Annotated in this window: 26 protein-coding genes, 2 pseudogenes and 1 riboswitch; of the genes and pseudogenes, 14 read left to right on the top strand and 14 right to left on the bottom strand. The window is 73.0% G+C overall.

The window, feature by feature from the left end; all coding sequences use genetic code 11:
- Positions 1 to 148, bottom strand: a pseudogene (locus tag GA0115242_RS42140) (ATP-binding protein); the annotation flags it as partial.
- A 179-nt stretch (positions 149 to 327) separates the two neighbouring features.
- A riboswitch (glycine riboswitch) is annotated at positions 328 to 440 on the top strand.
- Between the two features lie 183 nt (positions 441 to 623).
- Here GA0115242_RS42140 and gcvT point away from each other — a divergent pair.
- From gcvT to GA0115242_RS36425, 8 genes are all read left to right on the top strand, one after another.
- Entirely contained in the window at positions 624 to 1,742 is a 1,119-nt protein-coding gene (gene gcvT / locus GA0115242_RS36390; RefSeq protein ID WP_093835954.1) for a glycine cleavage system aminomethyltransferase GcvT, read from the top strand.
- A gap of 166 nt (positions 1,743 to 1,908) precedes the next feature.
- The gene (gene gcvH / locus GA0115242_RS36395) at positions 1,909 to 2,286 is read left to right on the top strand and encodes a glycine cleavage system protein GcvH (RefSeq protein ID WP_093835929.1); all 378 of its coding nucleotides are present in this window, start codon (positions 1,909 to 1,911) and stop codon (positions 2,284 to 2,286) included.
- Between the two features lie 14 nt (positions 2,287 to 2,300).
- Positions 2,301 to 3,563: a serine hydroxymethyltransferase gene (gene glyA / locus GA0115242_RS36400; protein ID WP_093835930.1), complete on the top strand. Its 1,263-nt coding sequence runs from the start codon at positions 2,301 to 2,303 to the stop codon at positions 3,561 to 3,563.
- Between the two features lie 87 nt (positions 3,564 to 3,650).
- Complete coding sequence (locus GA0115242_RS36405; protein WP_093835931.1) at positions 3,651 to 5,018, top strand: L-serine ammonia-lyase; 1,368 nt, start codon at positions 3,651 to 3,653, stop codon at positions 5,016 to 5,018.
- A gap of 249 nt (positions 5,019 to 5,267) precedes the next feature.
- Positions 5,268 to 5,882 carry a type IV toxin-antitoxin system AbiEi family antitoxin domain-containing protein gene (locus GA0115242_RS36410; RefSeq protein WP_093835932.1) on the top strand — a complete coding sequence of 205 codons (615 nt, stop codon included), beginning with the start codon at positions 5,268 to 5,270 and terminating at the stop codon, positions 5,880 to 5,882.
- Positions 5,882 to 6,781 (top strand): nucleotidyl transferase AbiEii/AbiGii toxin family protein, encoded by a 900-nt coding sequence (locus tag GA0115242_RS36415; RefSeq protein WP_093835933.1) that lies wholly within the window; start codon positions 5,882 to 5,884, stop codon positions 6,779 to 6,781. Before GA0115242_RS36410 ends, GA0115242_RS36415 begins: the two co-directional genes overlap by 1 nt.
- Before the next feature lie 581 nt (positions 6,782 to 7,362).
- On the top strand, positions 7,363 to 8,187 hold the full coding sequence (locus tag GA0115242_RS36420; protein ID WP_093835934.1) for a SigB/SigF/SigG family RNA polymerase sigma factor: 825 nt from the start codon (positions 7,363 to 7,365) through the stop codon (positions 8,185 to 8,187).
- Positions 8,188 to 8,215: 28 nt separating this feature from the next.
- Positions 8,216 to 8,542 carry a plasmid stabilization protein gene (locus GA0115242_RS36425; protein ID WP_093835935.1) on the top strand — a complete coding sequence of 109 codons (327 nt, stop codon included), beginning with the start codon at positions 8,216 to 8,218 and terminating at the stop codon, positions 8,540 to 8,542.
- 146 nt (positions 8,543 to 8,688) lie between these two features.
- Here the strand turns inward: GA0115242_RS36425 and GA0115242_RS36430 are convergent, their stop codons facing one another.
- Positions 8,689 to 9,558, bottom strand: coding sequence for a SigB/SigF/SigG family RNA polymerase sigma factor (locus GA0115242_RS36430; RefSeq protein ID WP_093835955.1), 870 nt, complete (start codon positions 9,556 to 9,558; stop codon positions 8,689 to 8,691).
- Positions 9,559 to 10,019: 461 nt separating this feature from the next.
- Here GA0115242_RS36430 and GA0115242_RS36435 point away from each other — a divergent pair, with 461 nt between their 5' ends.
- Positions 10,020 to 10,586: a type 1 glutamine amidotransferase domain-containing protein gene (locus GA0115242_RS36435; RefSeq protein WP_093835936.1), complete on the top strand. Its 567-nt coding sequence runs from the start codon at positions 10,020 to 10,022 to the stop codon at positions 10,584 to 10,586.
- Positions 10,587 to 10,598: 12 nt separating this feature from the next.
- On the opposite strand, the gene GA0115242_RS36440 is transcribed toward GA0115242_RS36435, so the two are convergent.
- Both GA0115242_RS36440 and map read right to left on the bottom strand, forming a co-directional pair.
- On the bottom strand, positions 10,599 to 11,117 hold the full coding sequence (locus GA0115242_RS36440; RefSeq protein WP_093835937.1) for a DUF6328 family protein: 519 nt from the start codon (positions 11,115 to 11,117) through the stop codon (positions 10,599 to 10,601).
- A 143-nt stretch (positions 11,118 to 11,260) separates the two neighbouring features.
- Positions 11,261 to 12,031: a type I methionyl aminopeptidase gene (gene map / locus GA0115242_RS36445; protein ID WP_093835938.1), complete on the bottom strand. Its 771-nt coding sequence runs from the start codon at positions 12,029 to 12,031 to the stop codon at positions 11,261 to 11,263.
- A 69-nt stretch (positions 12,032 to 12,100) separates the two neighbouring features.
- On the opposite strand from map, the gene GA0115242_RS36450 reads away from it, so the two are divergent.
- Entirely contained in the window at positions 12,101 to 12,403 is a 303-nt protein-coding gene (locus GA0115242_RS36450) for a helix-turn-helix domain-containing protein (RefSeq protein ID WP_093835939.1), read from the top strand.
- A 127-nt stretch (positions 12,404 to 12,530) separates the two neighbouring features.
- Here GA0115242_RS36450 and GA0115242_RS36455 read toward each other — a convergent pair whose 3' ends face one another.
- From GA0115242_RS36455 to GA0115242_RS36470, 4 genes are all read right to left on the bottom strand, one after another.
- A complete protein-coding gene (locus tag GA0115242_RS36455; RefSeq protein ID WP_093835940.1) occupies positions 12,531 to 12,839 on the bottom strand; it encodes an ANTAR domain-containing protein in 309 nt (102 codons plus the stop codon).
- A 150-nt stretch (positions 12,840 to 12,989) separates the two neighbouring features.
- Entirely contained in the window at positions 12,990 to 13,370 is a 381-nt protein-coding gene (locus GA0115242_RS36460; protein ID WP_093835941.1) for a winged helix-turn-helix transcriptional regulator, read from the bottom strand.
- A 173-nt stretch (positions 13,371 to 13,543) separates the two neighbouring features.
- The gene (locus GA0115242_RS36465) at positions 13,544 to 14,185 is read right to left on the bottom strand and encodes a DUF6461 domain-containing protein (RefSeq protein WP_093835942.1); all 642 of its coding nucleotides are present in this window, start codon (positions 14,183 to 14,185) and stop codon (positions 13,544 to 13,546) included.
- Positions 14,186 to 14,359: 174 nt separating this feature from the next.
- A complete protein-coding gene (locus GA0115242_RS36470) occupies positions 14,360 to 14,860 on the bottom strand; it encodes a CGNR zinc finger domain-containing protein (RefSeq protein ID WP_093835943.1) in 501 nt (166 codons plus the stop codon).
- Positions 14,861 to 14,943: 83 nt separating this feature from the next.
- Here GA0115242_RS36470 and GA0115242_RS36475 point away from each other — a divergent pair, with 83 nt between their 5' ends.
- Together GA0115242_RS36475 and GA0115242_RS36480 are read left to right on the top strand one after the other, a co-directional pair.
- Positions 14,944 to 15,825 (top strand): alpha/beta fold hydrolase, encoded by an 882-nt coding sequence (locus tag GA0115242_RS36475; protein ID WP_093835944.1) that lies wholly within the window; start codon positions 14,944 to 14,946, stop codon positions 15,823 to 15,825.
- Positions 15,826 to 15,946: 121 nt separating this feature from the next.
- Entirely contained in the window at positions 15,947 to 16,501 is a 555-nt protein-coding gene (locus tag GA0115242_RS36480; protein WP_093835945.1) for a glycoside hydrolase family 25 protein, read from the top strand.
- A gap of 20 nt (positions 16,502 to 16,521) precedes the next feature.
- Here GA0115242_RS36480 and GA0115242_RS36485 read toward each other — a convergent pair.
- Both GA0115242_RS36485 and GA0115242_RS36490 read right to left on the bottom strand, forming a co-directional pair.
- Positions 16,522 to 17,190 (bottom strand): annotated as a pseudogene (locus tag GA0115242_RS36485) (NADPH-dependent F420 reductase); the annotation flags it as partial.
- A gap of 57 nt (positions 17,191 to 17,247) precedes the next feature.
- Positions 17,248 to 17,991, bottom strand: coding sequence for a FadR/GntR family transcriptional regulator (locus GA0115242_RS36490; protein WP_093835947.1), 744 nt, complete (start codon positions 17,989 to 17,991; stop codon positions 17,248 to 17,250).
- Positions 17,992 to 18,297: 306 nt separating this feature from the next.
- Here GA0115242_RS36490 and GA0115242_RS36495 point away from each other — a divergent pair, with 306 nt between their 5' ends.
- Complete coding sequence (locus tag GA0115242_RS36495) at positions 18,298 to 19,086, top strand: ABC transporter ATP-binding protein (RefSeq protein ID WP_093835948.1); 789 nt, start codon at positions 18,298 to 18,300, stop codon at positions 19,084 to 19,086.
- A 90-nt stretch (positions 19,087 to 19,176) separates the two neighbouring features.
- Here the strand turns inward: GA0115242_RS36495 and GA0115242_RS36500 are convergent, their stop codons facing one another.
- Positions 19,177 to 19,389, bottom strand: a complete 213-nt coding sequence (locus tag GA0115242_RS36500) for an EF-hand domain-containing protein (protein WP_093835949.1) — start codon at positions 19,387 to 19,389, stop codon at positions 19,177 to 19,179.
- A gap of 135 nt (positions 19,390 to 19,524) precedes the next feature.
- Between GA0115242_RS36500 and GA0115242_RS36505 the strand changes: the two genes are divergently transcribed.
- The gene (locus tag GA0115242_RS36505; protein ID WP_093835950.1) at positions 19,525 to 20,193 is read left to right on the top strand and encodes a GNAT family N-acetyltransferase; all 669 of its coding nucleotides are present in this window, start codon (positions 19,525 to 19,527) and stop codon (positions 20,191 to 20,193) included.
- Here GA0115242_RS36505 and GA0115242_RS36510 read toward each other — a convergent pair.
- The 3 genes from GA0115242_RS36510 to GA0115242_RS36520 all read right to left on the bottom strand — a co-directional run.
- Positions 20,147 to 20,758: an ADP-ribosyltransferase gene (locus tag GA0115242_RS36510; protein ID WP_093835951.1), complete on the bottom strand. Its 612-nt coding sequence runs from the start codon at positions 20,756 to 20,758 to the stop codon at positions 20,147 to 20,149. The two genes, GA0115242_RS36505 and GA0115242_RS36510, sit on opposite strands and share 47 nt — an antisense overlap.
- 91 nt (positions 20,759 to 20,849) lie before the next feature.
- The gene (locus GA0115242_RS36515; RefSeq protein ID WP_093835952.1) at positions 20,850 to 22,028 is read right to left on the bottom strand and encodes a YVTN family beta-propeller repeat protein; all 1,179 of its coding nucleotides are present in this window, start codon (positions 22,026 to 22,028) and stop codon (positions 20,850 to 20,852) included.
- Positions 22,028 to 22,647: polysaccharide deacetylase family protein (locus tag GA0115242_RS36520; protein ID WP_093835953.1), on the bottom strand; the 620-nt coding region annotated here is incomplete at its 5' end. The genes GA0115242_RS36520 and GA0115242_RS36515, both read right to left, overlap by 1 nt.

The following is a 22,647-nucleotide window of genomic DNA, read 5'->3' on the forward strand; positions in this document are numbered from 1 at the left end:
GGAGGGCGCGCGGGCCGCGGCCGGGGCGCTCGCGCAGGTCGCGGACCACCGGCGCGGGGCGGTCCCGGCAGACCTCGCAGGCCGGGCCCGCGGGCTGCGCCGGCAGCGCGGCGGCCGACGTCGTGGCGTACGCGGTGGTCCTGTTCACCGAGATCGTCCTCCCCTGGGGCCGGGTACGGGTCTCCGTCCCCTCCGAGTGTAAAGAGAAGGTAATGTGCGGCGTCTCGTGTTTTCGTCTCCGTCCTGCCACAGGCCCGTGACAGAGGGGGTCTGCCGTGCCGTGGCGGGGCGTGCGATGATGTGCCCGCCAACTGCATACCGGCCGCTTGAATCCGCGCGGGAGAGTTCCCGGTGGCGCTTCGAAGGAAGCGCGTCGCCCGGGGCGCCGAAGGAGCAAGTCCCTCCCTTGAATCTCTCAGGCCCCGTACCGCGCGGGCGAGGCACATCTGAAAAGCGGGCCGCTGACCGGTGGCTCCACCCAAGGTGCAAGCCGTGACCTTCGCGGGTTCACGGCGAACCTCTCAGGTTCCGATGACAGATGGGGAGGACCGACCTCTCCTTCCCCCGTGCCCGGCTCCGCCCGCGCCCGGGAGATCCCCGTCGCCCTGGGAGACAACCGTCCGATGAGCAGTACCGAACTCCGCCATACCGCGCTGGATGCCCTGCACCGCTCGCTCGGTGCGACCATGACCGACTTCGCCGGCTGGGACATGCCGCTGCGCTACGGCTCCGAGCGCGACGAGCACCTGGCCGTGCGCGCGAAGGCCGGCCTCTTCGACCTCTCCCACATGGGCGAGATCACGGTGACCGGCCCCGGCGCCGCAGCCCTGCTGAACTTCGCCCTGGTCGGGAACATCGCCTCGGTCGGTGTCGGCCGCGCCCGCTACACCATGATCTGCCGGACCGACGGCGGCATCCTGGACGACCTGATCGTCTACCGGCTGGCCGAGCAGGAGTACCTGGTCGTGGCCAACGCGTCGAACGCGCAGACCGTGCTCGACGCACTGACGGATCGTTCCGCCGGATTCGACGCCGAGGTCCGCGACGACCGGGACGCCTACGCGCTCCTCGCCGTCCAGGGCCCCGAGTCCGCGGGCATCCTGGCCTCGCTCACCGACGCCGACCTGGACGGCCTGAAGTACTACGCCGGTCTGCCCGGGACCGTCGCGGGCGTCCCCGCGCTGATCGCCCGCACCGGCTACACCGGCGAGGACGGCTTCGAGCTGTTCGTGCGCCCCGAGCACGCCGTGGAGCTGTGGCGGGCGCTGACCGAGGCGGGCGAGGGCGTCGGCCTGGTCCCGTGCGGTCTGTCCTGCCGCGACACGCTGCGCCTAGAGGCGGGCATGCCGCTGTACGGACACGAGCTGTCGACCGCCCTGACCCCCTTCGACGCCGGGCTCGGCCGGGTGGTGAAGTTCGAGAAGGAGGGCGACTTCGTGGGCCGCGACGCGCTGCGCGAGGCCGCCGACCGGGCCGCCTCGCAGGCACCCCGGGTGCTGGTCGGCCTGATCGCCGAGGGACGGCGGGTGCCGCGCGCCGGGTACCAGGTCGTCGCGGGCGGCGAGGTGATCGGCGAGGTCACCTCCGGCACACCGTCCCCGACGCTGGGCAAGCCGATCGCGATGGCGTACGTCGACGCGGCGCACGCGGCGCCCGGCACCCCCGGGGTCGGTGTGGACATCCGGGGTACCCACGAGCCGTACGAGGTCGTGGCGCTGCCGTTCTACCGGCGCCAGAAGTAGCGTCACCGCATCGATCCGGCCGGTCCTGACGCGCCCGCGGGCACCACGCGCACCGGCGCGCGGGGCTCCCCGGCGGGCGTCCGCCCTGATCACAGGGTTTCCTGGAGTCGGTCCCGACCTGTCCCCCCTTTCTCACCACACCCTCGCGTACAGGAGAATTCAGGCCATGAGCAACCCCCAGCAGCTGCGGTACAGCAAGGAGCACGAGTGGCTGTCGGTCGCCGAGGACGGCGTCTCGACGGTCGGCATCACCGAGTTCGCGGCGAACGCGCTCGGCGACGTCGTCTACGCGGACCTGCCCGACACCGGCTCGACGGTGACCGCGGGCGAGACCTGCGGCGAGCTGGAGTCGACCAAGTCGGTCAGCGAGCTGTACTCCCCCGTCTCCGGTGAGGTCACCGAGGTCAACGAGGACGTCCAGAACGACCCGTCGCTGGTCAACTCCGAGCCGTTCGAGGGGGGCTGGCTGTTCAAGGTCCACGTCTCCGAGGAGCCCGGCGACCTGCTCTCCGCCGACGAGTACGCCGCGTTCACCGCCGGCTGAGAAGGAGCGACACGATGTCCGTTCTGAACACCTCGCTGCACGAGCTCGACCCGGACGTGGCCGCCGCGGTCGACGCCGAGCTGCACCGCCAGCAGTCGACCCTGGAGATGATCGCCTCCGAGAACTTCGCGCCGGTCGCGGTGATGGAGGCGCAGGGCTCGGTCCTCACCAACAAGTACGCGGAGGGCTACCCGGGCCGCCGCTACTACGGCGGTTGCGAGCACGTCGACGTGATCGAGCAGATCGCGATCGACCGGGTCAAGGACCTGTTCGGCGCCGAGCACGCCAACGTGCAGCCGCACTCGGGCGCCCAGGCCAACGCGGCGGCCATGTTCGCGCTGCTCAAGCCGGGCGACACGATCATGGGCCTGAACCTCGCGCACGGCGGGCACCTGACCCACGGCATGAAGATCAACTTCTCCGGCAAGCTCTACGACGTCGTCGCCTACCACGTCGGTGACGACGGCCTGGTCGACATGGCCGAGGTGGAGCGGCTCGCCAAGGAGTCCCGCCCGAAGCTGATCGTGGCGGGCTGGTCGGCGTACCCGCGGCAGCTCGACTTCGCCGAGTTCCGGCGGATCGCGGACGAGGTCGGCGCCTACCTCATGGTCGACATGGCGCACTTCGCCGGGCTGGTCGCGGCGGGGCTGCACCCCAACCCCGTCCCGCACGCCCACGTCGTCACCACCACCACCCACAAGACGCTGGGCGGCCCGCGCGGTGGCGTGATCCTGTCCACCGCCGAACTGGCCAAGAAGATCAACTCGGCGGTCTTCCCCGGCCAGCAGGGCGGACCGCTGGAGCACGTGGTCGCCGCCAAGGCCGTCTCCTTCAAGGTCGCCGCCTCCGAGGACTTCAAGGAGCGCCAGCGGCGCACCCTGGAGGGCGCGCGCATCCTGGCCGAACGGCTGGTGCGGGACGACGCGAAGGCGGTCGGCGTGGACGTCCTGTCCGGCGGCACCGACGTGCACCTGGTCCTCGTCGACCTGCGCGCCTCGGAGCTGGACGGGCAGCAGGCCGAGGACCGGCTCCACGAGGTCGGCATCACCGTCAACCGCAACGCCGTCCCGAACGACCCGCGGCCGCCGATGGTGACGTCCGGGCTGCGCATCGGCACGCCCGCGCTCGCCACCCGCGGCTTCACCGCCGAGGACTTCACCGAGGTCGCGGACATCATCGCCGCGGCCCTGAAGCCCGAGTACGACGCCCAGGCCCTGCGCGCCCGGGTCACCGCCCTGGCCGAGAAGCACCCGCTGTACCCGGGGCTCTCCGCCTAGGACGGCCCCGCCGGGCACCGCGCGCACCGCGACGGACGCGCGCGGTGCCCGCCCTCTCGCACCACCCCCCGCATTTGAGGAGTCACCGTGGCCATCTCGGTCTTCGACCTGTTCTCGATCGGCATCGGCCCGTCCAGCTCCCACACGGTCGGCCCGATGCGGGCCGCCCGCCTGTTCGCGCTCCGGCTGCGCAACGAGGGCCTGCTGGACGGCGTCGCGTCCGTCCGCTGCGAGCTGTACGGCTCGCTCGGCGCGACCGGACACGGCCACGGCACGCCCAAGGCGGTCCTGCTCGGCCTGGAGGGCGACTCGCCCCGGACGGTGGACGTCGAGAAGGCGGACGACCGGGTCGAGGAGATCAGGACGTCGGGCACCCTGCGGCTGCTCGGCGAGCACGAGATCCCGTTCTCCTTCGACGACGACCTCGTGCTGCACCGCCGCAGGACGCTGCCGTACCACGCGAACGGCATGACGATCTGGTGCTTCGACGCGGACGGCGCCGAACTCCTCTCCAAGACCTACTACTCGGTGGGCGGCGGCTTCGTCGTCGACGAGGACGCGGTGGGCGCCGACCGGATCAAGCTGGACGACACCGTCCTCAAGTACCCGTTCCGCACCGGCGACGAGCTGCTCAGGCTGACCCGCGAGACGGGCCTGTCAATCTCCGCGCTGATGCTGGAGAACGAGCGCGCCTGGCGCTCCGAGGACGAGATCCGCGAGGGCCTGCTCGACATCTGGGGCGTGATGCGGGCCTGCGTGAGCCGGGGCATGTCGCGGGAGGGCATCCTGCCCGGCGGACTGCGGGTGCGCCGCCGCGCCGCCGTCACCGCGCGCCAACTGCGGGCCGAGGGCGACCCGCTGGCGCACGCCATGGAGTGGATCACCCTGTACGCGATGGCGGTGAACGAGGAGAACGCGGCCGGGGGCCGGGTCGTCACCGCCCCGACGAACGGCGCGGCGGGCATCATCCCCGCGGTGCTGCACTACTACATCAACTTCGTCCCCGGCGCGGACGAGGACGGCGTCGTGCGCTTCCTGCTCGCGGCGGGCGCGATCGGCATGCTGTTCAAGGAGAACGCGTCCATCTCCGGCGCCGAGGTCGGCTGCCAGGGCGAGGTGGGCTCGGCCTGCTCGATGGCGGCGGGCGCCCTCGCGGAGGTCCTCGGCGGCTCCCCGGAGCAGGTCGAGAACGCGGCGGAGATCGGCATGGAGCACAACCTCGGCCTCACCTGCGACCCGGTCGGCGGCCTGGTCCAGATCCCGTGCATCGAGCGCAACGGCATGGCCGCGGTGAAGGCGGTCACGGCGGCGAAGATGGCGATGCGCGGCGACGGCTCCCACAAGGTCTCCCTGGACAAGGTCATCAAGACGATGAAGGAGACCGGGGCGGACATGAGCGTCAAGTACAAGGAGACGGCCCGGGGCGGGCTCGCGGTGAACATCATCGAGTGCTAGAGGAATGGGCCCTAACCAGCGCGTTCGTGTCATTCAGCGCTGTCAGGGCCTTCCCTGCTCACGCGGCGGAAAGCCCCTGGAGCCTCCCTGAGACAGACGTGAGAGTCCCTGGGAAGTCCCTGAGGAAGGGGCTCTTGACCTGCAGGTCCGCGGTGTGCGGTACGCGATCGACACCGGATGCGCCGCTCACCTACCACGGAGCGTATTAAATCGATCCCTCACGGCCACATGAGGGGTACCATTTGATACATGGACGCTGCGGAAAACTCTCGCCTGCAACAGCGGCTGGCCGACCTGTCCCCCACATTTACGACGGCGCAGGCACGTCAGGCCCTGCTCTCCCCTCGCGATCTGGCGCACTTGGTCACGGAGGGGGAGATAGACGAACTGTCCCGCGGGGTGTACCGGCGCGCAGACGCCCCGGAGACCGCGCACGCGGATCTGCTGGCCGTGTGCGCACGGGCCCCTCGCGCCGTCGTGTGCGGTGAATCCGCCCTGGCCCTGCATGAGCTGATCGACGACATCCCCGCAGCAGCACACATCGCCGTGCCGCGCGGTACACGCCGCCCGACGATCTCCTACCCGCCGACCGTGGTGGCGCAGTACGCCGCGAAGACCTTCGACCTCGGAGTCGAACGGTTCGAAGCAGCCCCGGGAGAGACCATCCCCATGTACAACGCGGCCCGCAGCGTCGTCGACGCGATGCGCCACCGCAGCCGCCTCGGCGAGACCCTCGCCCTGTCCGCGCTCGGCCGCTACCTGCGCCGGAGCGGGCGAGGCGGTGTCGGCGAACTTCAGCACTTCGCACGCGAGTTGGACGCTCTCTCCGTCGTCCGCCCCGCCGTGGAGGCGGTGCTCGCCTGATGGCCAACCCCACCCGCAACACCACCGCCGGCCGCGTCTACAACGACCTGCGCAACCTGGCCCGCCGCACCAGCCGGTCAACGGACGAGGTCATGGTCGAGTACGTCCTCGAACGGTTCCTCTACCGCCTGGCCTCGTCACCCCTGGGCCGGGAGCACTTCGTTCTCAAGGGTGGCCTGCTGCTCGCCCAGTTCGGCGCACGTCGAACGACCCGCGACATCGACATCCTCGGCCGCTCGTTCCCAGGCACAGAAACCGAGATCATCCACAGAATCGCGGCCGTCGCCGCCACCGAGAACGACGATGGAGTCGTGTTCGATCCCGCGGCGCTCAAGACGGTTCCCATCCGCGAGGAGGACGAATACCACGGCCTACGCCTGTCCATGGCCGCCTCCATCGCCCGAGCGCGGCTCAAACTTCAACTGGACGTCAGCTTCGGCGACCCCGTCACGCCCGGCCCCCGGCTCATCGACTACCCACAACAGCTCACGGAGGAAAGCTTCCAGATCTTCGGTTACCCACTTGCCACCGTCATCGCCGAGAAACTCTCCACCGCTGTCTCACTCGGCGAACTCAACACCCGCGACCGCGACTACGGTGACCTCTACCGCTTGCTCACACTCAACGACCTGGACGGCCAAGAACTCACCACGGCGCTGACCGCCACCGCCACACACCGCGGCATCACCCTGATCCCCCTCAGCTCTACCATCACCGACCTCGGCGAGCGCCGCCAGACCTCATACACCGCCTGGCGCCGCCGGCAAGGCCCCGCCGCAATGAGCTACCCCGAACGCTTCACGGACGTCGTCCGACAAGTCACCGCCTTCGCAGACACACTCCTCAACGGCGACGCCGTCACCCTCACTTGGAGTTCTGCGACCCTCACGTGGTCATGAACCAGACCTGGCGGAAGCGGTACGGCATGGGGGCCGGGTTCCCCCGACGTCGCTGACAAACCAGCGCATACCGCACTTTCCGGGAGGGCGGGATCGGATGCGGACCGCGGTGGGTCCCTCGGCCCGGCCGGGTCCGTCGGCGCCGGGCCTCGGTGGGCGCACGAGTCCGGGATGCCGGGTGCCGTGGGCGGGACTCCGCCGGGACGGGGCCACCCGGCCGGGAGCGCCGTGACCCGGCCCCGCGGGCGTACGAGTGGCCCGGTGCCCGCAACGGTGGTGTGCTGCTGGGAACAGGCCACCCCCGGCCGCGCGCGGGTCCGACGGCTGTTCCCGCAGGTCGCGGGGGTCGGGCGGGACCGGCCCTGCGCAGAGGGTCCCCGCTCTTCCGGGCGTCCGCTCCGCGCATGTTTCGGCGTGCTCGACGCGGGCACCCGGTCACCGTGCTTCGGACCGGAGGCGCGAGCGTCGCGGGAATCCCGGCGGCCTGAGTCCTCTGTGGACCGGCCGACCCCCTCGCGGCGGACCTGACAGCGTCGGCCCCCGGTGGGCCGACCCCCTCCGCGATCCACGGGAGTGACCCCATGCCGAACCCCGCCCCTGCCTCCACCACCGCGTCCACACCCCGCAGGCACGACGACTCCCCGGAGACGTCCGCGCTCTTCGCGCACCTCATGGGCCTGGACCCGGGCCGGGAGCGCGACGCGCTGCGCGACGAACTGGCGCAGGCGTGGCTGCCGATGGCCCACCGGATCGCCGGGAAGTTCCGCGACCGCGGCGAGACGGTCGAGGACCTGCGCCAGGTGGCGGCCCTCGGCCTGGTGAAGGCCATCGACGGCTTCGACCCCGACCGGGGCGCCTTCGAGAGCTACGCGGTGCCGACGATAACCGGCGAGGTCAAGCGCCACTTCCGGGACCGGATGTGGGCGCTGCGGGTGCCGCGCCGGGTGCAGGAGCTGCGCAACCAGGTCCGGGTGGCCCGGCGTGAACTCGCCCAGCGTCCCGGCTCCCACCAGCCGAGCACGGCCGACGTCGCCGCGCACACCGGCCTCACCGAGGACGAGGTCACCGCGGGCACCGAGGCGCTGGAGAGCTACAAGGCGCTCTCCCTGGACGCCGAACTCACCCCGGGCGAGGCGGGACACAACATCGCCGACACCCTCGCCGGGCCGCCCGCCTCCTACGACCTGGTCGTCGACCGGGAGGCCGCGAAGGAAGGGCTGCGACGGCTGCCCGAGCGCGAACAGGCCATCCTCTACATGCGGTTCTTCGAGGACATGACGCAGAGCCGGATCGCCGACCGGCTCGGCATCTCCCAGATGCACGTCTCCCGCCTGCTCACCAGCAGTTGCGAGCGGGTGCGCGCCGAGGCGCTCGGGGACCGTGCCGACGACCGCGCCGCCGCCTGACGGCACCGCGCGAGGAAAGGAGCAGACCATGCCCGCGGGTTCGAACGCCAAGCGTGAGCGCCAGTACGAGCACATCAAGGAGAGCGCCGAGCAGCGCGGTGTCTCCGAGGGCCGGGCCGAGGAGATCGCCGCCCGGACCGTCAACAAGGAGCGGGCCCGCGCCGGGGAGTCGCGGACCAGCAGCCGGACGTCACTGCGCGACCCCAAGTCCGCCTCGCAGCGCGGCGGGGAGCGTTCGCACCGCGGTGCCCAGGGCCCGACCAGGGACCAGCTCTACGAAGAGGCGCGGAAGAAGAACGTCGAGGGCCGGTCGTCGATGAACAAGGGGCAACTGCGCGAGGCCCTCGGCTACTGAGGGTCGGCCGGCTTCTGGGGTCCGCTCCGCGGGCGGTGCGGTCCCGGACACCCCGGGTCCCGGTTGCCCGAAAGCCCCCCGCACAAAGGCCGATCGCCCCCGTGGACCGCACGGTCGTCGTGCGGTCCACGGGGGCTTTCCGTCGGTCAGCGGGTGCTGAGCATGCCGTCCCGCAGGGTGCCCAGGGTGCGGGCCAGGAGCCGGGAGACGTGCATCTGCGAGATGCCCAGACGCTCGCCGATCTGCGCCTGGGTCAGCTCCTCGACGAAGCGGAGGTGCACGATGAGGCGTGCCCGGTCGTCGAGTTCGGCGATCAGCGGGGCCAACGCCTGGAAGTCCACGACGAGTTCGAGGGCGTGGTCGTCGAGGCCGATGAAGTCGGCCAGGGCGGACTCGCCGTCGACGTCGGCGTGCAGGGTGGCGTCGAGCGAGGCGGCGTCGTAGCCGTTGGCCGCGAGCCTCGCCTCGTCCACCTCCGCCTCGCTGAGGCTCATCAGCTGCGAGAGTTCCTTGACCGTGGGCGGACGGCCGAGGCGGCTGCGCAGTTCCTCGGTGGCCCGCGCCAGTTCGACCCGGGCCTCCTGGAGCCTGCGCGGCACGTGCACGGCCCACGAGGTGTCACGGAAGAACCGCTTGATCTCCCCGACGATGTAGGGGAGGGCGAACGAGGTGAACTCGGTCTCGCGGCTGAGGTCGAACCGGTCGATGGCCTTGATCAGCCCGATCGTCCCGACCTGGACGATGTCCTCCCGCTCGTCCCGGCCCCGGCTGCGGAAGCGCCTGGCCGCGAACTGCACGAGGGACACGTTCATCTTGATGAGGGTGTCGCGGGCGTACTGGTGCTCCCGGGTCCCTTCCTCCAGGACGGCGAGCCGTTCCAGGAACAGTCTCGTCAGCTGACGGGCGTCGCCGGGGGTGACCTGGGAGGCGTCCTCGATCTCGGGCAGTGCCCGGGTCCGCTCCCGCGCCGTCCCCTCCCCCACGGTCCTCGCCTCGGCCGTCGTCGCCACTGTCATGTGGTGCCCCTCCTGCGTCATCCGGTTCTCCGCGACGGCCACCTCGGCCGTCGGCGAGTGGCGGGGTACCCCGCTGCGCGGGATCCACACCGGTCGATCCGGCGGGACGGATCGCCGTCCGGCATGCGTGGGAACGGCCTGCTGGGGGACCCGTGCGGGGACCGGGCTCCCTGACCCTCGGGTCGGGTCCGGTCGTGGCTTCCCCGGTTCGGCCCGTGAGCCGGGGAAGCCGCCGCGCGGGTGACCGGCACGTGTGAAGTCCCGGCACCTGGTCACCCGGCGGGACAGCGGCACCAGGCGCCCCCGGCCCGAGCGGCGGGACGCCGACCACCGGGCGCCCGAGGCCCCAGCGCCCGGACGCCGTCCACACCAGGCGCCCGAGGCCCCTACGGCCGGGCGCCGACCACGAGGCGTCCGACGCCCGCACGGCCGGGCGCCTCCGCACGGAGAGAGAGGCCACCATGGCTGACAAACCCCTCAACGGTCACCGCGTGCTCGTCCTCGTCACCCAGTACGGGGTCGAGCAGGACGAACTCGTCGTGCCGGTCACCCGGCTGCGGGAGGACGGCGCCGACGTGACCGTCGCCGCCCCGACCACCGAGCCGGTCCAGACCCTGGTGGGCGACAAGGACCCCGGCGAGACCGTCAGGCCCGACACCGTCCTCGACGCCGTCGACCCGCTGGACCACCAGCTCCTCCTGCTGCCCGGCGGCACGCTCAACGCCGACCAGTTGCGCCTGGACGAGACCGCGCTCGGCCTCGTCACCGCCTTCGCCGGGTCCGGCCGCCCGATCGCCGCGATCTGCCACGGACCCTGGGCCCTGGTGGAGACCGGCCTCGTCCGGGGCAGGACCCTCACGTCGTACCCGTCGCTGCGCACCGACATCCTCAACGCCGGTGCCGCGTCCTGGGTCGACGAACCCGTCGTCAGCGACGACACGGGCGGCTGCACCCTCGTCACCTCGCGCACCCCGAAGGATCTCGACGCCTTCCTGGACGCCGTCGGCAAGGCCCTCGTCGGGTCGTGAGCGGGGCCCGCGTCACCTCCGGACGCGCCGTTCCCTGGCCCGGTGGCGGGCCAGGAGCGGCAGGAGGAACCAGGCGAGGGCGAACCAGACGACCATGCCGGTGACGATCCAGGTCGCCGCGGTCCCGGCGCCCGCCACCCGCAGGACCAGCAGCAGGGCCGCCGCCATCGTGCACACCAGCAGGACCAGGCCCAGCACGGTGAGCCGCGACGCCCACACCACCGTCTCCGGCTTCAGCCGGTGACCGGCGAGCATGCGGTGCAGCGAGGCCGGTCCGACCAGCGCGCCGGTGGCCGCCGCGCCCAGCACCACCGTGACGGTGTACAGGGTGCGGTCGCCGCCGGAGAGCGCGGGGAAGCGCTGCTGGAAGGCGACGGTCAGCAGAAAGCCGAAGAGGATCTGGACGCCCGTCTGGACGACCCGCAGCTCCTGGAGGAGTTCGCTCCACTGCCGGTCCGCGCGCTCCTCGGGCGACTCGTCCCGGCCCGGCGCCGCTTCCGTGCTCCCCACACCGTCTCCTCCGTGCCGCATGCACGTCGGTGTAGCCCGCGGCGCCCGCTCCCAAACCCCGCCCGCCCCGGTGGCGGCCGCGCGGCGGACCCGGGCGGAGCGAATGACCCGCGGCACGGCAGGCGAACCGTTTCCCCGGCCCGGCGCCCGGCCCAGCGGTGCCGCTACCTCGCCAGGGTGAGGATCTCGGCGCCGTCCTCGGTGATCGCGACGGTGTGCTCGCTGTGCGCCGTCCGGCAGCCGGTCGCGCTGCGCAGGGTCCACCCGTCGGCGTCGGTGACGAGCTGGGCGGTGTCCTCCATGACCCACGGCTCCAGCGCCAGCAGCAGCCCGGGGCGCAGCTTGTAACCCCGGCCGGGCCGCCCGGTGTTGGAGATGTGCGGGTCCTGGTGCATCGTCGAGCCGATGCCGTGGCCGCCGAACTCGGTGTTGATCGGGTACCCGGCCTCGCGCAGGACGGTGCCGATGGCGTGGGAGAGGTCGCCGACGCGGGCCCCGGGCCCGGCCGCGGCGATCCCGGCGGCGAGCGCGCGCTCGGTCGTCTCGATCATCGCGACGCTCGCCGCGGGCCGGGCGCCGCCCACGACGAAGCTGATGGCGGAGTCGGCGGCCACCCCGCCCCGGGAGACCGCGAGGTCGAGGGTGAGCAGGTCACCGTCGGCGAGCGCGTAGTCGTGCGGCAGCCCGTGCAGCACGGCGTCGTTGACGGCCGTGCAGATGTAGTGGCCGAACGGGCCGCGCCCGAAGGACGGGGCGTAGTCGACGTAGCAGGAGAGCGCCCCCGCCTCCATGATCATCTCCTTGGCCCAGCGGTCGATGTCGAGCAGGTTGGTGCCGACCGCGCTGCGGCCCTTCAGCGTCTGGAGGATCTCGGCGACCAGCGCGCCGGTGTCCTTCGCTCGGGCCAGCAGGGTGGGGTTCAAGATCTCGATCATGCGTGCGCGTCCTTCTCGTGCATCCAATAACTATACCGGTCGAACTATACCGGTACTAGAATCCCACCCATGGTCAGGCTGCCACTCACCCCCGAAGAGATCGAACGCGGACAGCGCCTCGGCGCCCTGCTGCGCCGGGCCCGAGGGGAGCGCTCGATCCTCGACACCGCGCTCGGCGCGGGCGTCTCGCCGGAGACCCTCCGGAAGATCGAGTCGGGCCGCGTGGCCACCCCCGCCTTCCCGACCATCGCGGCGATCGCCGACGTCCTCGGCCTCTCCCTCGACGCGGTCTGGGCCGAGATCACCCGCCCCGAACCCGGCGCGGGCCCGGCCGCCCCGCTGACCGGCACCCTCACCCGGCTGGCTTCCTAGGGCGTGTCTGACCATTCCCGTCTGCCTCGCGGCGCCATGCACGGCCTAGCGCCCTGACCGGAGAGGTTCGCCGGTCACGGCACCAGGCCGTGTCCGAGGGCTCGCGGGGCACCGGCCCCGGCCGGTGTCAGGGGGTGTCGCCGCGCCGCCGGTCCAGCGCCGCCTCCAGGGGCCGGCGCAGGTCGTCGGGGAGGCGGCCCTCGTGGGGCCACCGCACGAGCCGCTCGGAGACCGACCGCAGCTCGGTCCCGCTGTCGCGGGAGATGTCGTCGAGGACGTCACGGGCGGCGTCCGGCGCCAGGCCGCAGTAGGCGACGACGACGCCGACCGCCTGGTCGACGACGGCGTGCGACACCACGGCCCGCCTCAACTCCGCGACCTTCTCCTCCAGTTCGCCCGCCTCGTCGGACGGGCGGGGGTTCTCCTGGTCCCGCACTGTGGTCTGTCTCCTCTCCCGGCCACAGGAACGACGTTCCTCTGGTGAGGGATCTACCCCGAGTCGGGCGCCGGATGGGTGTGGATCCCGCCACCCGCGGCGCGCGGAGACGGCCCGTGCCCGGCGGTGGGGCGCGGGGTGCGGCCGGGTTCAGTCGCCGGGGGCGAGGGGTTCGGCGCGGGCGTCGAGGGCGTCGAGGACCGCCTCGCCGTTGGTCCTCGCCCACTCGGTGAGCATGAGGATCGGGTCGATCAACGTCGCCCCGAGCGGGGTGAGTCCGTACTCGACGCGCGGCGGCACCTCGGCGTAGGCGTGACGGCTGACGAGGCCGTGCGCCTCCAGCCTGCGGAGCGTCTGGGTGAGCACCTTGCGGGAGATGCCGCCGATCAGCTCGGCCAGGTCGCCGTGGCGCACCGGGCCCTCGCTGAGCCCGTAGAGCACGACCGCCGCCCACTTGTCGGCGAGGAGTTCGACCGCCAGCCGCGCCGGGCAGTCGGCGAGGAAGCGCTCGCCGGGACGGAATCCGCTCATGGCACCCACGGTACTCGCAGGCCCCGGACGGCGGCCCGGCCCGGCGACCCCGGGGCCGGGAACGGGAACGGGTACGGGGCAAGGACGCGTACGAGGACGGGGAGCGAGCCGGAACGGGCGCGTGGCCGCCCGTTCCGGCCCCGGGCGCCTCCCCCTCGGCGCCGGTGTCCGTCTCAGCCGAACGGCGTGACCAGGAGCGGCACTTGGCGCAGCTCCTCGACCGTGAGGAAGAGCCCCGCGAGGGCGCAGACGGCCCGCATGCAGATGTCGTAGTCGGGGTCGCCCGGGTCCAGGTAGTCGTGCTCGACGACGCCCGCCGCCTCGAACGCCGCGCGCAGCTCGTCCGGCAGGCCGGGCACGTCCTGCGCCGGGTCGAGGTCGTCGACGTCGACCGTGGTCACCTCCGCGCCGTCGACGGCGTAGGTGAGGCTCGCGTCGGCGTTGATGGAGAACATGCTGACGGCCGCCGTCCGGCCGTCGGCGGACAGCTCCGCCGTGGCGTCCCGGTCGGTGAACCCCGCGCCGTCGTAGACGAACGTCCACGCGCCGACGCGCCCGGCCAGCAGCGTCGCCCCCGCGCCGGGTTCGAGCCCGGGGGCGGGCTCGGGCAGGACGCTCCACTCGCGCGGTTCGGCGGGCAGCTCACGGGCCTGGAACAGGCGCGGCTTGGCCCCCAGCATCTCCAGTGCCTCGGCCGGTTCGAGGCCGCGCACCACGTGCAGGGCGTGGTGCGGATCCTCCGCGGCCAGCGCGCTGATCCAGACCGGCAGCCCCTCGGAGTCGAGGGTGTGCGGCGGGAACCCGGGTGTGGGCATGTGCGACCGTCCTCTCTGCTGATGATGCGTACGAGAGAACGACCCTAGCCACCGCCACTGACAACGGGCCGTCCGAGCGGGCGCCAACGCCCCTGTGACCGACGGGAGTTGCCGGGTCTCGCGGGGCTCCACCGGGCGGGACCGCCCGCGCACCCGAGCCGTCCGCGCGGCCGCTCACCCCTGCGCGCGGTGCCTGCGCGCGTGGGCGCGTGCCTTCATGCGGTTGCCGCACACCGCCATCGAGCACCAGCGGGCGGTGCCCGGCCTGCTGTGGTCGACGAGGAACAGCCTGCACTCGTCGTTGGCGCAGGCCCGCAGCCGCCCCGGCAGCTCCGCGGTGACCCGCGACCAGGCGAGCACCGTCCGGACCGCGAGGTCGTCGTCGGGGGCGGCCTCCAGGGTCCAGGTGACGCCCGCGGGCGAGACGGCGGGACGCAGCCGGGCCGCGCCGAGGACGGCGGCGAGGGCGCCGACGTCGGTGGAGGTCCCGCGGATCAGCGGGTGCAGCGCGTCCCGCACCAGGCGCAGCCGGTCGCGCTCGGCCGGTGTGCCCCGCCCGCCGAGGGCGCGGACCCGGTCGCGGGCCCCCGCGCCGGTGAGGTGGTCCTCGGGGTGTCCGTCGACGACGGGCGCGCTGTTGAGCACGGCGAGCAGCAGATCCTCGTCCTCGACCACGACCCACTCCCTGTTGACACGCGCGTCCGATGCTGTGCATGCTCAGAATAGCCTAACCGGTTAAATCAACTTAAGGGGTTATCGTGGTCGCTGTTCACCACCGGACCGCGGACGTCGGCGGCCTGACCGTCTTCTACCGGGAGGCGGGCCCGGCCGACGCCCCCGTCCTCCTGCTGCTGCACGGCTATCCGACGAGCTCGCACATGTTCCGCCACCTCATCCCCGCGCTGGCCGGCCCCTACCGGGTCATCGCGCCCGACCACATCGGCTTCGGCCGCTCGTCGGCGCCCGGCACCGCGGAGTTCGCCTACACCTTCGACGCCCTCGCGGACGTGACCCGCGGTCTGCTGGACCGGCTCGGCGTGCACCGCTACGCGATGTACGTGCAGGACTACGGCGCGCCGATCGGCTGGCGCCTCGCGCTCGCGTCGCCTGGCGCGGTCCTCGGCGTCGTCTCGCAGAACGGCAACGCCTACGAGGAGGGCTTCGTACCGGAGTTCTGGGAAGCGGTCTGGGCCTACGGCGCCGACCGGTCCCCGGCGAACGAGGCCAGGATGCGGCCCGCGCTGGGCCGGGAGGCCGTCGAGTGGCAGTACACCCACGGCGTCCCCGACCCGAGCCTGATCGACCCCGACGCCTGGGAGCACGACCTGGCGCTGCTCGCCCGCCCCGGCGTCGACCGCGCCCAACTCGCCCTGTTCGCCGACTACTCGGGCAACCGCGCGCTGTACCCGGCGGTGCAGGAGTGGCTGCGGTCGAGCCGCGTCCCCGTCCTCGCGGTCTGGGGCCGCAACGACGAGATCTTCGCGGCGGCCGGCGCGGAGGCGTTCCGGCGCGACGCCCCCGGCGCGGAGGTCATCCTCCTGGACGGCGGCCACTTCCTGCTGGAGAGCCACGGCGACGAGGTGGCGGCGGCGGTGCTCGGCTTCCGCGACCGGCTGCCCGGGGCGCGCGACGGCGGCTGACGGGGCGCGGGGCGGCCCGGCCGGTCTCCGCTTTCACCCTCCCGTGATGCTCGGTCGTGCCAGGGTGGGGGTACACCCCCTATGACTTCCGTCCCCCCACCAGCACTTCAGGGAGCACCCCATGTTGCGCGGCATCGACGTGAGCGCGTTCCAGTCGTCGTACGACACCAGCGGCCTCTCCTTCGTCTTCATCAAGGCGACGGAGGGGCGTTCGTACGTCAACCCCAGGCTCACCACCCACACGAAAGCGGGCCGGGACGCCGGTCTGGTCGTCGGCTTCTACCACTTCCTGTGGCCGGGCAACATCACGGCGCAGGCCGAGTACTTCGTCAAGAACGCGCCGGAGAAGGCCGGTGACATCCTCGCGGTCGACTGGGAGACGACGGGCGACGGCACCCACGCGAGCAACGCGGAGAAGGACAGCTTCATCCGCCAGGTGAAGAAGCTGCGGCCGAACAACCGGGTCGTCCTGTACTGCAACCGCAACTTCTGGCTCACCGTCGACACCACCTCGTACGCGGGTGACGGCCTCTGGATCGCCGACTACGTCACCGCGGGCGAGCCCCGCATCAAGGCGGACTGGCGCTTCCACCAGTACACCGAGGACCCGCACGACAAGGACGTGGCGGACTTCGCCGACAAGGCCGCCCTGAGGGAGTGGGCCTCCTTCGACTGACGGGCCGCTCGGGCGGGAGGCTACGCCCGGAAATCCTCCGGGCGCTCCGGGCTCGCCTCCGCCAGCGCCTTCGCGACGCCGTCCGCGTCCGCGCGCAGTCCGTAGACGGGGCTGCCCGGCTGCTGGCGCCAGGAGTCGTCGATGCCGCCCGCGTCGACCGTGTCGAAGCCCAGCTCCCCGATCAGCGCGCGCACCGTCCGCTTGGCGGCCTCGTCGTCGCCCGCGACCGGGAGGGCGATCCGGTCGGCCGCGCCCTCGGGCCGGTGCCGGTCCAGGATGTCCTGCGCGTAGGTGCCGTTGAACGCCTTGGTCACGGCGTGCCCGAGCTGCCGTTCGGTCCAGCGGCTCTCGGTGAGCCCGTCGTCCTCGATCGCGGCGATCCGGCCGTCGCGCTGCGGGTAGTAGTTGCCGGTGTCGATCACCGCGACCCCCTCGGCGGCGCCGTCGAGCACACCGGCCGGGAGGTCGGGCACGGACTTCAGCGGGACGGTGACCACGACGACCGCCGCGCCCCGGGCCGCCTCGCCGACGGTGACGGGTGTCGCCCCGGTCTCCCGCGCCAGCTCGGTCAGTGTCTGCGGGCCGCGGGAGTTGGCCACGGACACCTCGTGCCCGAGCGCGGTGAGCCGCCGGGTGAGATTGCCGCCGATGTTGCCCGCGCCGATGATGCCGATCTTCATTGCCGCCTCGACCTTCCGGGTTCGCCTGCGTGCGGATACGCACCCCCAACTCCTCCCCCGGCGCGGCTATTCCGCAGGCCCGCCGAACGGGTGGCCCGCGCCGAGCAGCGCCAGCGTCCCGGTCAGCTCCCGGGTCAGCGCCGCGACCGCGCCCTCCTCGTCGCCGTCGGCGATCGCCAGGACCAGGGCCGCGTGGGTGTCGTCGTGCGGGTTGGGGTCGGCCTCGCGCAGCGGGAGCAGCGCGAGGAGTTCCGTCAGGCCGGTGCGCAGGGCGGGCGCGAAGTCCGCGAACAGGGAGGCCAGCAGCGGGTTGTGGGCCGCGGCGACCACCGTCTCGTGCAGCGCGAGGTCCGCCGCGACGAAGACCGTGTCGTCCGCGGCGGCCGCCGCGCGCCGGGCGGCCAGCGCAGCCTGGAGGGCCGTCACGTCCGCGGGCGTGCGCCGGCGGGCGGCGAGCCGCGCCGCGTGCACCTCGACGGCCGTCCTGACCTCGTACACCTCGGTGACGGCGGCCCGGCGCAGCCGGGTGGGCCAGTCGGCGGCGGGCGCGGTGGCGATGACGAAGACCCCGGCGCCCTGCCGGGGCCGCACCAGGCCGGCGCCGGCCAGCGCGCGCAGCGCCTCGCGGACCGTGGAGCGGCCCACCCCCAGCTCCTTGGCGAGGGTCGTCTCGCCGGGCAGCCGGGTGCCGACGGGCCAGTGGCCGTCCGTGATCCGGGCGCGCAGCCGGTCCGCCGCCTGTTCGACCAGCGGGCTGGGGCGGAGGGCGCCGAGCGGCGGGGGTGCGGAGGGCGGCGGCACGGACGGCATCGAGGTCACCACTTGTCTGAGGAGCTGAGGAGTGGTTAGCGTAGCGCCATGACGCTCCGCGGTCCCGGAATCCGCCGACTTCTCGGCCGCCGCGGCGGGGCCTGACGCGACCGGCACCCCGCCGCGGGGGTGCGTCGTGCCGCCGGTCGCCGTCCGACCGAGCCGAAGGCCAGAGCAGACCATGACCCGCACCACCGCTCCCCCCGCGGCGCGCCTCCCGCGCCCCGCGCCGCTCCCCCGCCCTCACCTCGTCCCGGTCGCCGGGGCCGGGTCCGTGCCGTGCCCGGCGGGGCGGACGGTGCTGCGATGACCGACGTGCTGCGGGCCGAGGACGTCCATGTGGTGCGGGACGGGCGGCCGATCCTCCAGGAGGTCTCGCTGACCGTGCGGGCGGGCGAGCACTGGGCGCTGCTCGGCGCCAACGGCGCGGGCAAGTCCACGCTGCTCAGCCTGCTGGGCGCGCTGGTGCACCCGACGCGCGGCACGGTCGACGTCCTCGGGCGGCGCCTGGGGCGGGTCGATCTGCGGGAGTTGCGGACGTTCGTGGGGCACGTCGACCCGCGCCATCCGCTGCGCGAACCGCTGCGGGTCCACGACGTCGTGCTCACCGGGCTGACCAACTCCGTTGCCCCGGTGCCGCGTTGGCGCGCGACGGCGGAGCAGGAGGCGCGCGCCGACCGGCTGATCGCGACGCTCGGGCTCGGCGACCGCAGGGACGCGCGGTGGCCGACGCTCTCCCAGGGGCAGCGCGGCCGGACCCTCATCGCGCGGGCGCTGATGCCGCAGCCGCGGCTGCTGCTGCTCGACGAACCGGCGACGGGCCTCGACCTGCCGGGGCGCGAGCAGTTGATCGGCGCGCTGGACGCGCTGCGCGAGGAGCACCCCGACCTGGCGACGGTGCTGGTGACGCATCACCTGGAGGAACTGCCCCCGGGCACCTCGCACGCGATGCTGCTGCGGGACGGCCGGGTGCTGGCGCAGGGCGCGGTGGACGGCGTGCTCACCGGCGACCGGGTCGGCGCCTGCTTCGACCTGCCGCTGGCGCTGGACCGGCACGAGGGCCGGTGGAGCGTGCGCATCAGGCGCCGGGGATGACGCGGGGCGCCCGCCGCGGACGGCGGCGGGCGCCCGGTGGACGGCCGGGGGCGCCCGCCGCGGACGGCTGGGGTGCCCCCGGTCCGGTCCTCACTTGTCCAGGTACGCCCAGAACTCGTCGAAGGAGAGGACCTTGTCGCCGTCGAGGTCACGCGCCTTGATGAGGACCTCGGCGACCGACTCGGTGACGTTCCAGTCGCCGCCCTGGGCGAGGGCGGTCCTGAACTCGGCGGCGGTGATGAACCCGTCGCCGTCGCCGTCGATCCGCTGGAACTCCTTGCGCGCCTCTTCGATGTCCGCCACGGGCCCGCCCCCTTTGTTCTCGTGCAGCCGCGTCGTGCTGCGTTACCGTCTCGCTGTCTGACTGACGCAGGTCAGATTAACGGCCCCCGCGCGTCGCCCGCGCGGCGGTCGTCCGGAGCGCGGGGAGGCACGGCGATGGAGACCCTGCGGACGGTTCTCGACGCGGCGGCGCGCGGGGCGCTGCCGCCCGCGGACGGCGTCACCGTCGTGGTGCCGCAGGAGTGCGAACGGGACGCGGGCGTACTGGCGTTCACCGCGCACGCGGTGGTCTTCACGGACGAGGACCCGGCGTGGGTGCGCGCGGCGCTGCGCGCGACGGACTGCGATCCGCTGGGGGCGCCGATGCATCCGCGGTTCCTCGCGGCCCTGCTGGAGCGCACCGGCCGGACGGCGGAGACGGTCGACACGATGCTGGTGGCCGCGCCGCTGACCGGTGAACTCCCGCTGCCGCTGGTGGAGATCGCGGACGGCGACCACTCCAGGATCGGGTACGCGCGCGGTCGGCGCGACGCGGTGCGGGCCTGGACGACCGAGGGCGGGGTGCTGGTCGTGGGGCGCGGGATCGGCGGGCGTCTCGAGGTGTCGGTGGAGGTCGACGAGGGAGCGCGGCAGCGGGGTCTGGGGCGGCGGCTGGCGCGGGCGGCCAGGCAGGTGGTGGCGGAGCCGCTCTGGGCGCAGGTGACGCCGGGGAACGCCCGCAGTCTGCGGGCGTTCCTCGCGGCCGGATACCGGCCGGTGGGCGCGGAGTTGCTGCTGCTCAGTGCCAGGGCTCGAAGTGCGGGTTGCTCCGGCACTCGCTCATGATCTCGGTCTTGGTCTTCTTGTCGACGGGGCAGACGCCCACGATGAACTGCCGGGCGATCCCGCCGGGGAACGCCACCTCGACCTGGTCGGCCCATTTGTGGGTGTCGCCGATGGTCCGGTTGACGTCGATGCCGCCGGGGGCGTCGATGTAGTAGTTCCAGCCCGCCTTGTACCAGGTCTTGTACAGGTCGTGGTCGTAGGACGTCGACACGTACGGCGAGGGCTGGTTGACCAGGACGTACTTCTCCACGTCGTACTGGCCGTTGACCGTGTCCTTGGGGTGGAAGCCCTCGTCGAAGACGGTCTGCGGGGCACGGCTGTCGCTGCGGTAGAGGGTGCCGCAGCCGGTGCGCCAGACGGGTTCGGGCGTGATGCGGCCGATGTCGACCCTGCGGTCCGCCGCGGCCCTGATCGGGTCGTAGAGCTGCGGGCAGGAGGGCGCGGCGGCCCGGACGGCGGCCTGCGCGCGGGTGTCGGCGGGGACGGTCGCGGCCGTCGTGGCGAGGACGGCCGCGAGCGAGAGGACGGCGGCCGCGGCCCGCCGCCGGAGGCGAGTTGTGATCATGGGGGCACGATCCCGGTTCCCCGGCGGGCACCCGGGGACCGTCACCCGATCGGCGGCGTGTCCCTGCGCGGGGGCGCCGCCGGGGCGTGGTTCAGCGGAAGACGCCGGTGTGGCCGAGGGAGTAGCGGCCGGGCTGGGGGTAGACGGCGAGTCCGTGCGGGCCGCTGCCGACCTTGATGCGGGCGAGCTGGCGGCCGGTGCGGGTGTCGAGGGCGTACACCTCGGAGTTGTAGCGGCCGGTCAGCCACAGGACCTTGCCGTCCGCGGAGACGCCGCCCATGTCGGGGCTGCCGCCGCCCGGCAGGTGCCACTTCTTGGTCAGCTTGTTCCGGGCGAAGTCGAAGACGGAGACGGTGCCCTCGCCCCGGTTGGAGATGTACATCTCGCGGGAGTCGCGGCTGACGTAGAGGCCGTGGCAGCCCTTGCCGGTGCGCAGGAAGGCGGGCTTGCCGAAGTGCTTGCCGTCCAGGATCCACACGCCGTCGGCCATCATGTCGGCGATGTAGTACTTCGAGCCGTCGGGCGCGATCTTGACGTCCTGCGGCATCGCCCCGTGGAACGGCAGTTTCTGCTGGCCGATCACCTCCATCCTGGCGGTGTCGACCTTGAGGAGTTCGCCGCTGAACTCGCAGGAGACGACGAAGGTGCGGCCGTCGGGCGAGAAGTCGGCGTGGTTGACGCCGTAGCAGCTGACCGGCACCGACTTCTTCACCTCCATGGTGTGCGCGTCCCGGAAGACCAGGCGGCGGTCGAGGGAGGCCATGACGACGGCGTACTTGCCGTCCGGGGTGAAGTACAGGTTGTACGGGTCGTGCACGTCGACGGGCTTGCCCGCCTTGCCGGTGCGCGGGTCGATCGGGGTGAGGGTGTTGCCCTTGTCGTTGTTGACCCAGAGCGTCTTGAGGTCCCAGGACGGCACGACGTGCTGGGGCTGGGTGCCGACCGGGATCGTCTCGATGACCTTGTACGTCTTCGGGTCGATGACGGTGACGGTGTTGGAGTTGGTGTTGGGCACGTAGACGCGGGACGGGAAGCCGCGGACCACCGGGGAGAGCCGGCCGGGACGGTCGGCGGCGTAGAGGTCCTTCGGGTCGAGGACCGGCGGCATGCCGGGCAGCCCCTTGTCGGCGTCCTTCCTGGCGGGGGCGGGGACGGCGGCCTCGGTGCCGTGGGCCGCCCCGGCCCGGTCGCCGGTGTCGGAGCCGCAGCCGGAGAGGGCGGCGAGCGCGGCGGCCGCGGTGAGCGCGCGGCCGAGGAAGGTGCGGTGCATCAGCTGAACAACTCCGTGGTGGTCACCGCGGCCAGGCCGCGACGGTCGAGTTCTGCCAGGACGGCGGGGAGCGCGGCGGCCGTGTCCGGGTAGCCGAAGTGCAGGCTCACCACGGAGCCCTCGCGGACCTGGCCGAGGATCGTGCGGGTGACGGCGGCGGCTCCCGGGCGGGTGTAGTCGAGGGAGTCGACGTCGTAGGAGAGGACGTGCGGGTAGCCGGCGGCGCGGGCCAGGTTCTCGACGAGCGGCGAGGCGCGGGCCGCCCTGGAGGGGCGGAACCAGGTGCCGATGGAGCCGGTGAGGCGGCGCAGCCGGTCCGCGCAGCCGGTGATCTCGGCGCGGGCGTCGCTCTCGGTCATGGCGTTGACGTCGAGGTGGCGCTGGGTGTGGTTGCCGAGGTCGTGGCCGCCGTCCAGGATGCGGCGGGCCATCTCGGGGTGCTCGTCCAGCCAGGTGCCGACGGCCAGCACGGTGACGTGGGCGCCGTGTTTCTCCGCCTCGGTGAGCAGGGTCCTGGCGAGGGCCGGGTCGCCCTGGCCGTGGAAGGTGAGGGCGACCTTCCGGTGGGTGCGGGGGCCGTGGGTGAGCTGGCCCGGCTGCCCGGGGTAGCGGCGCGGCG

The organism is Streptomyces sp. SolWspMP-5a-2, assembly GCF_900091845.1.
Taxonomy (GTDB): Bacteria; Actinomycetota; Actinomycetes; order Streptomycetales; family Streptomycetaceae; genus Streptomyces; species Streptomyces doudnae.

What these genes read in the sequence shown, in the direction of transcription:
- GA0115242_RS36510 (WP_093835951.1), bottom strand. Translation starts at nt 20,758, where the DNA reads ATGATCACAACTCGCCTCCGGCGGCGGGCCGCGGCCGCCGTCCTCTCG.
- GA0115242_RS36515 (WP_093835952.1), bottom strand. Translation starts at nt 22,028, where the DNA reads ATGCACCGCACCTTCCTCGGCCGCGCGCTCACCGCGGCCGCCGCGCTC.
- GA0115242_RS36460 (WP_093835941.1), bottom strand. Translation starts at nt 13,370, where the DNA reads ATGAGCGGATTCCGTCCCGGCGAGCGCTTCCTCGCCGACTGCCCGGCG.
- GA0115242_RS36410 (WP_093835932.1), top strand. Translation starts at nt 5,268, where the DNA reads ATGGACGCTGCGGAAAACTCTCGCCTGCAACAGCGGCTGGCCGACCTG.
- gcvT (WP_093835954.1), top strand. Translation starts at nt 624, where the DNA reads ATGAGCAGTACCGAACTCCGCCATACCGCGCTGGATGCCCTGCACCGC.
- GA0115242_RS36480 (WP_093835945.1), top strand. Translation starts at nt 15,947, where the DNA reads ATGTTGCGCGGCATCGACGTGAGCGCGTTCCAGTCGTCGTACGACACC.
- GA0115242_RS36490 (WP_093835947.1), bottom strand. Translation starts at nt 17,991, where the DNA reads ATGCCGTCCGTGCCGCCGCCCTCCGCACCCCCGCCGCTCGGCGCCCTC.
- GA0115242_RS36420 (WP_093835934.1), top strand. Translation starts at nt 7,363, where the DNA reads ATGCCGAACCCCGCCCCTGCCTCCACCACCGCGTCCACACCCCGCAGG.
- GA0115242_RS36440 (WP_093835937.1), bottom strand. Translation starts at nt 11,117, where the DNA reads ATGCGGCACGGAGGAGACGGTGTGGGGAGCACGGAAGCGGCGCCGGGC.
- GA0115242_RS36435 (WP_093835936.1), top strand. Translation starts at nt 10,020, where the DNA reads ATGGCTGACAAACCCCTCAACGGTCACCGCGTGCTCGTCCTCGTCACC.
- GA0115242_RS36495 (WP_093835948.1), top strand. Translation starts at nt 18,298, where the DNA reads ATGACCGACGTGCTGCGGGCCGAGGACGTCCATGTGGTGCGGGACGGG.
- GA0115242_RS36505 (WP_093835950.1), top strand. Translation starts at nt 19,525, where the DNA reads ATGGAGACCCTGCGGACGGTTCTCGACGCGGCGGCGCGCGGGGCGCTG.
- map (WP_093835938.1), bottom strand. Translation starts at nt 12,031, where the DNA reads ATGATCGAGATCTTGAACCCCACCCTGCTGGCCCGAGCGAAGGACACC.
- glyA (WP_093835930.1), top strand. Translation starts at nt 2,301, where the DNA reads ATGTCCGTTCTGAACACCTCGCTGCACGAGCTCGACCCGGACGTGGCC.
- GA0115242_RS36465 (WP_093835942.1), bottom strand. Translation starts at nt 14,185, where the DNA reads ATGCCCACACCCGGGTTCCCGCCGCACACCCTCGACTCCGAGGGGCTG.
- GA0115242_RS36430 (WP_093835955.1), bottom strand. Translation starts at nt 9,558, where the DNA reads ATGACAGTGGCGACGACGGCCGAGGCGAGGACCGTGGGGGAGGGGACG.
- GA0115242_RS36450 (WP_093835939.1), top strand. Translation starts at nt 12,101, where the DNA reads ATGGTCAGGCTGCCACTCACCCCCGAAGAGATCGAACGCGGACAGCGC.
- GA0115242_RS36415 (WP_093835933.1), top strand. Translation starts at nt 5,882, where the DNA reads ATGGCCAACCCCACCCGCAACACCACCGCCGGCCGCGTCTACAACGAC.
- gcvH (WP_093835929.1), top strand. Translation starts at nt 1,909, where the DNA reads ATGAGCAACCCCCAGCAGCTGCGGTACAGCAAGGAGCACGAGTGGCTG.
- GA0115242_RS36425 (WP_093835935.1), top strand. Translation starts at nt 8,216, where the DNA reads ATGCCCGCGGGTTCGAACGCCAAGCGTGAGCGCCAGTACGAGCACATC.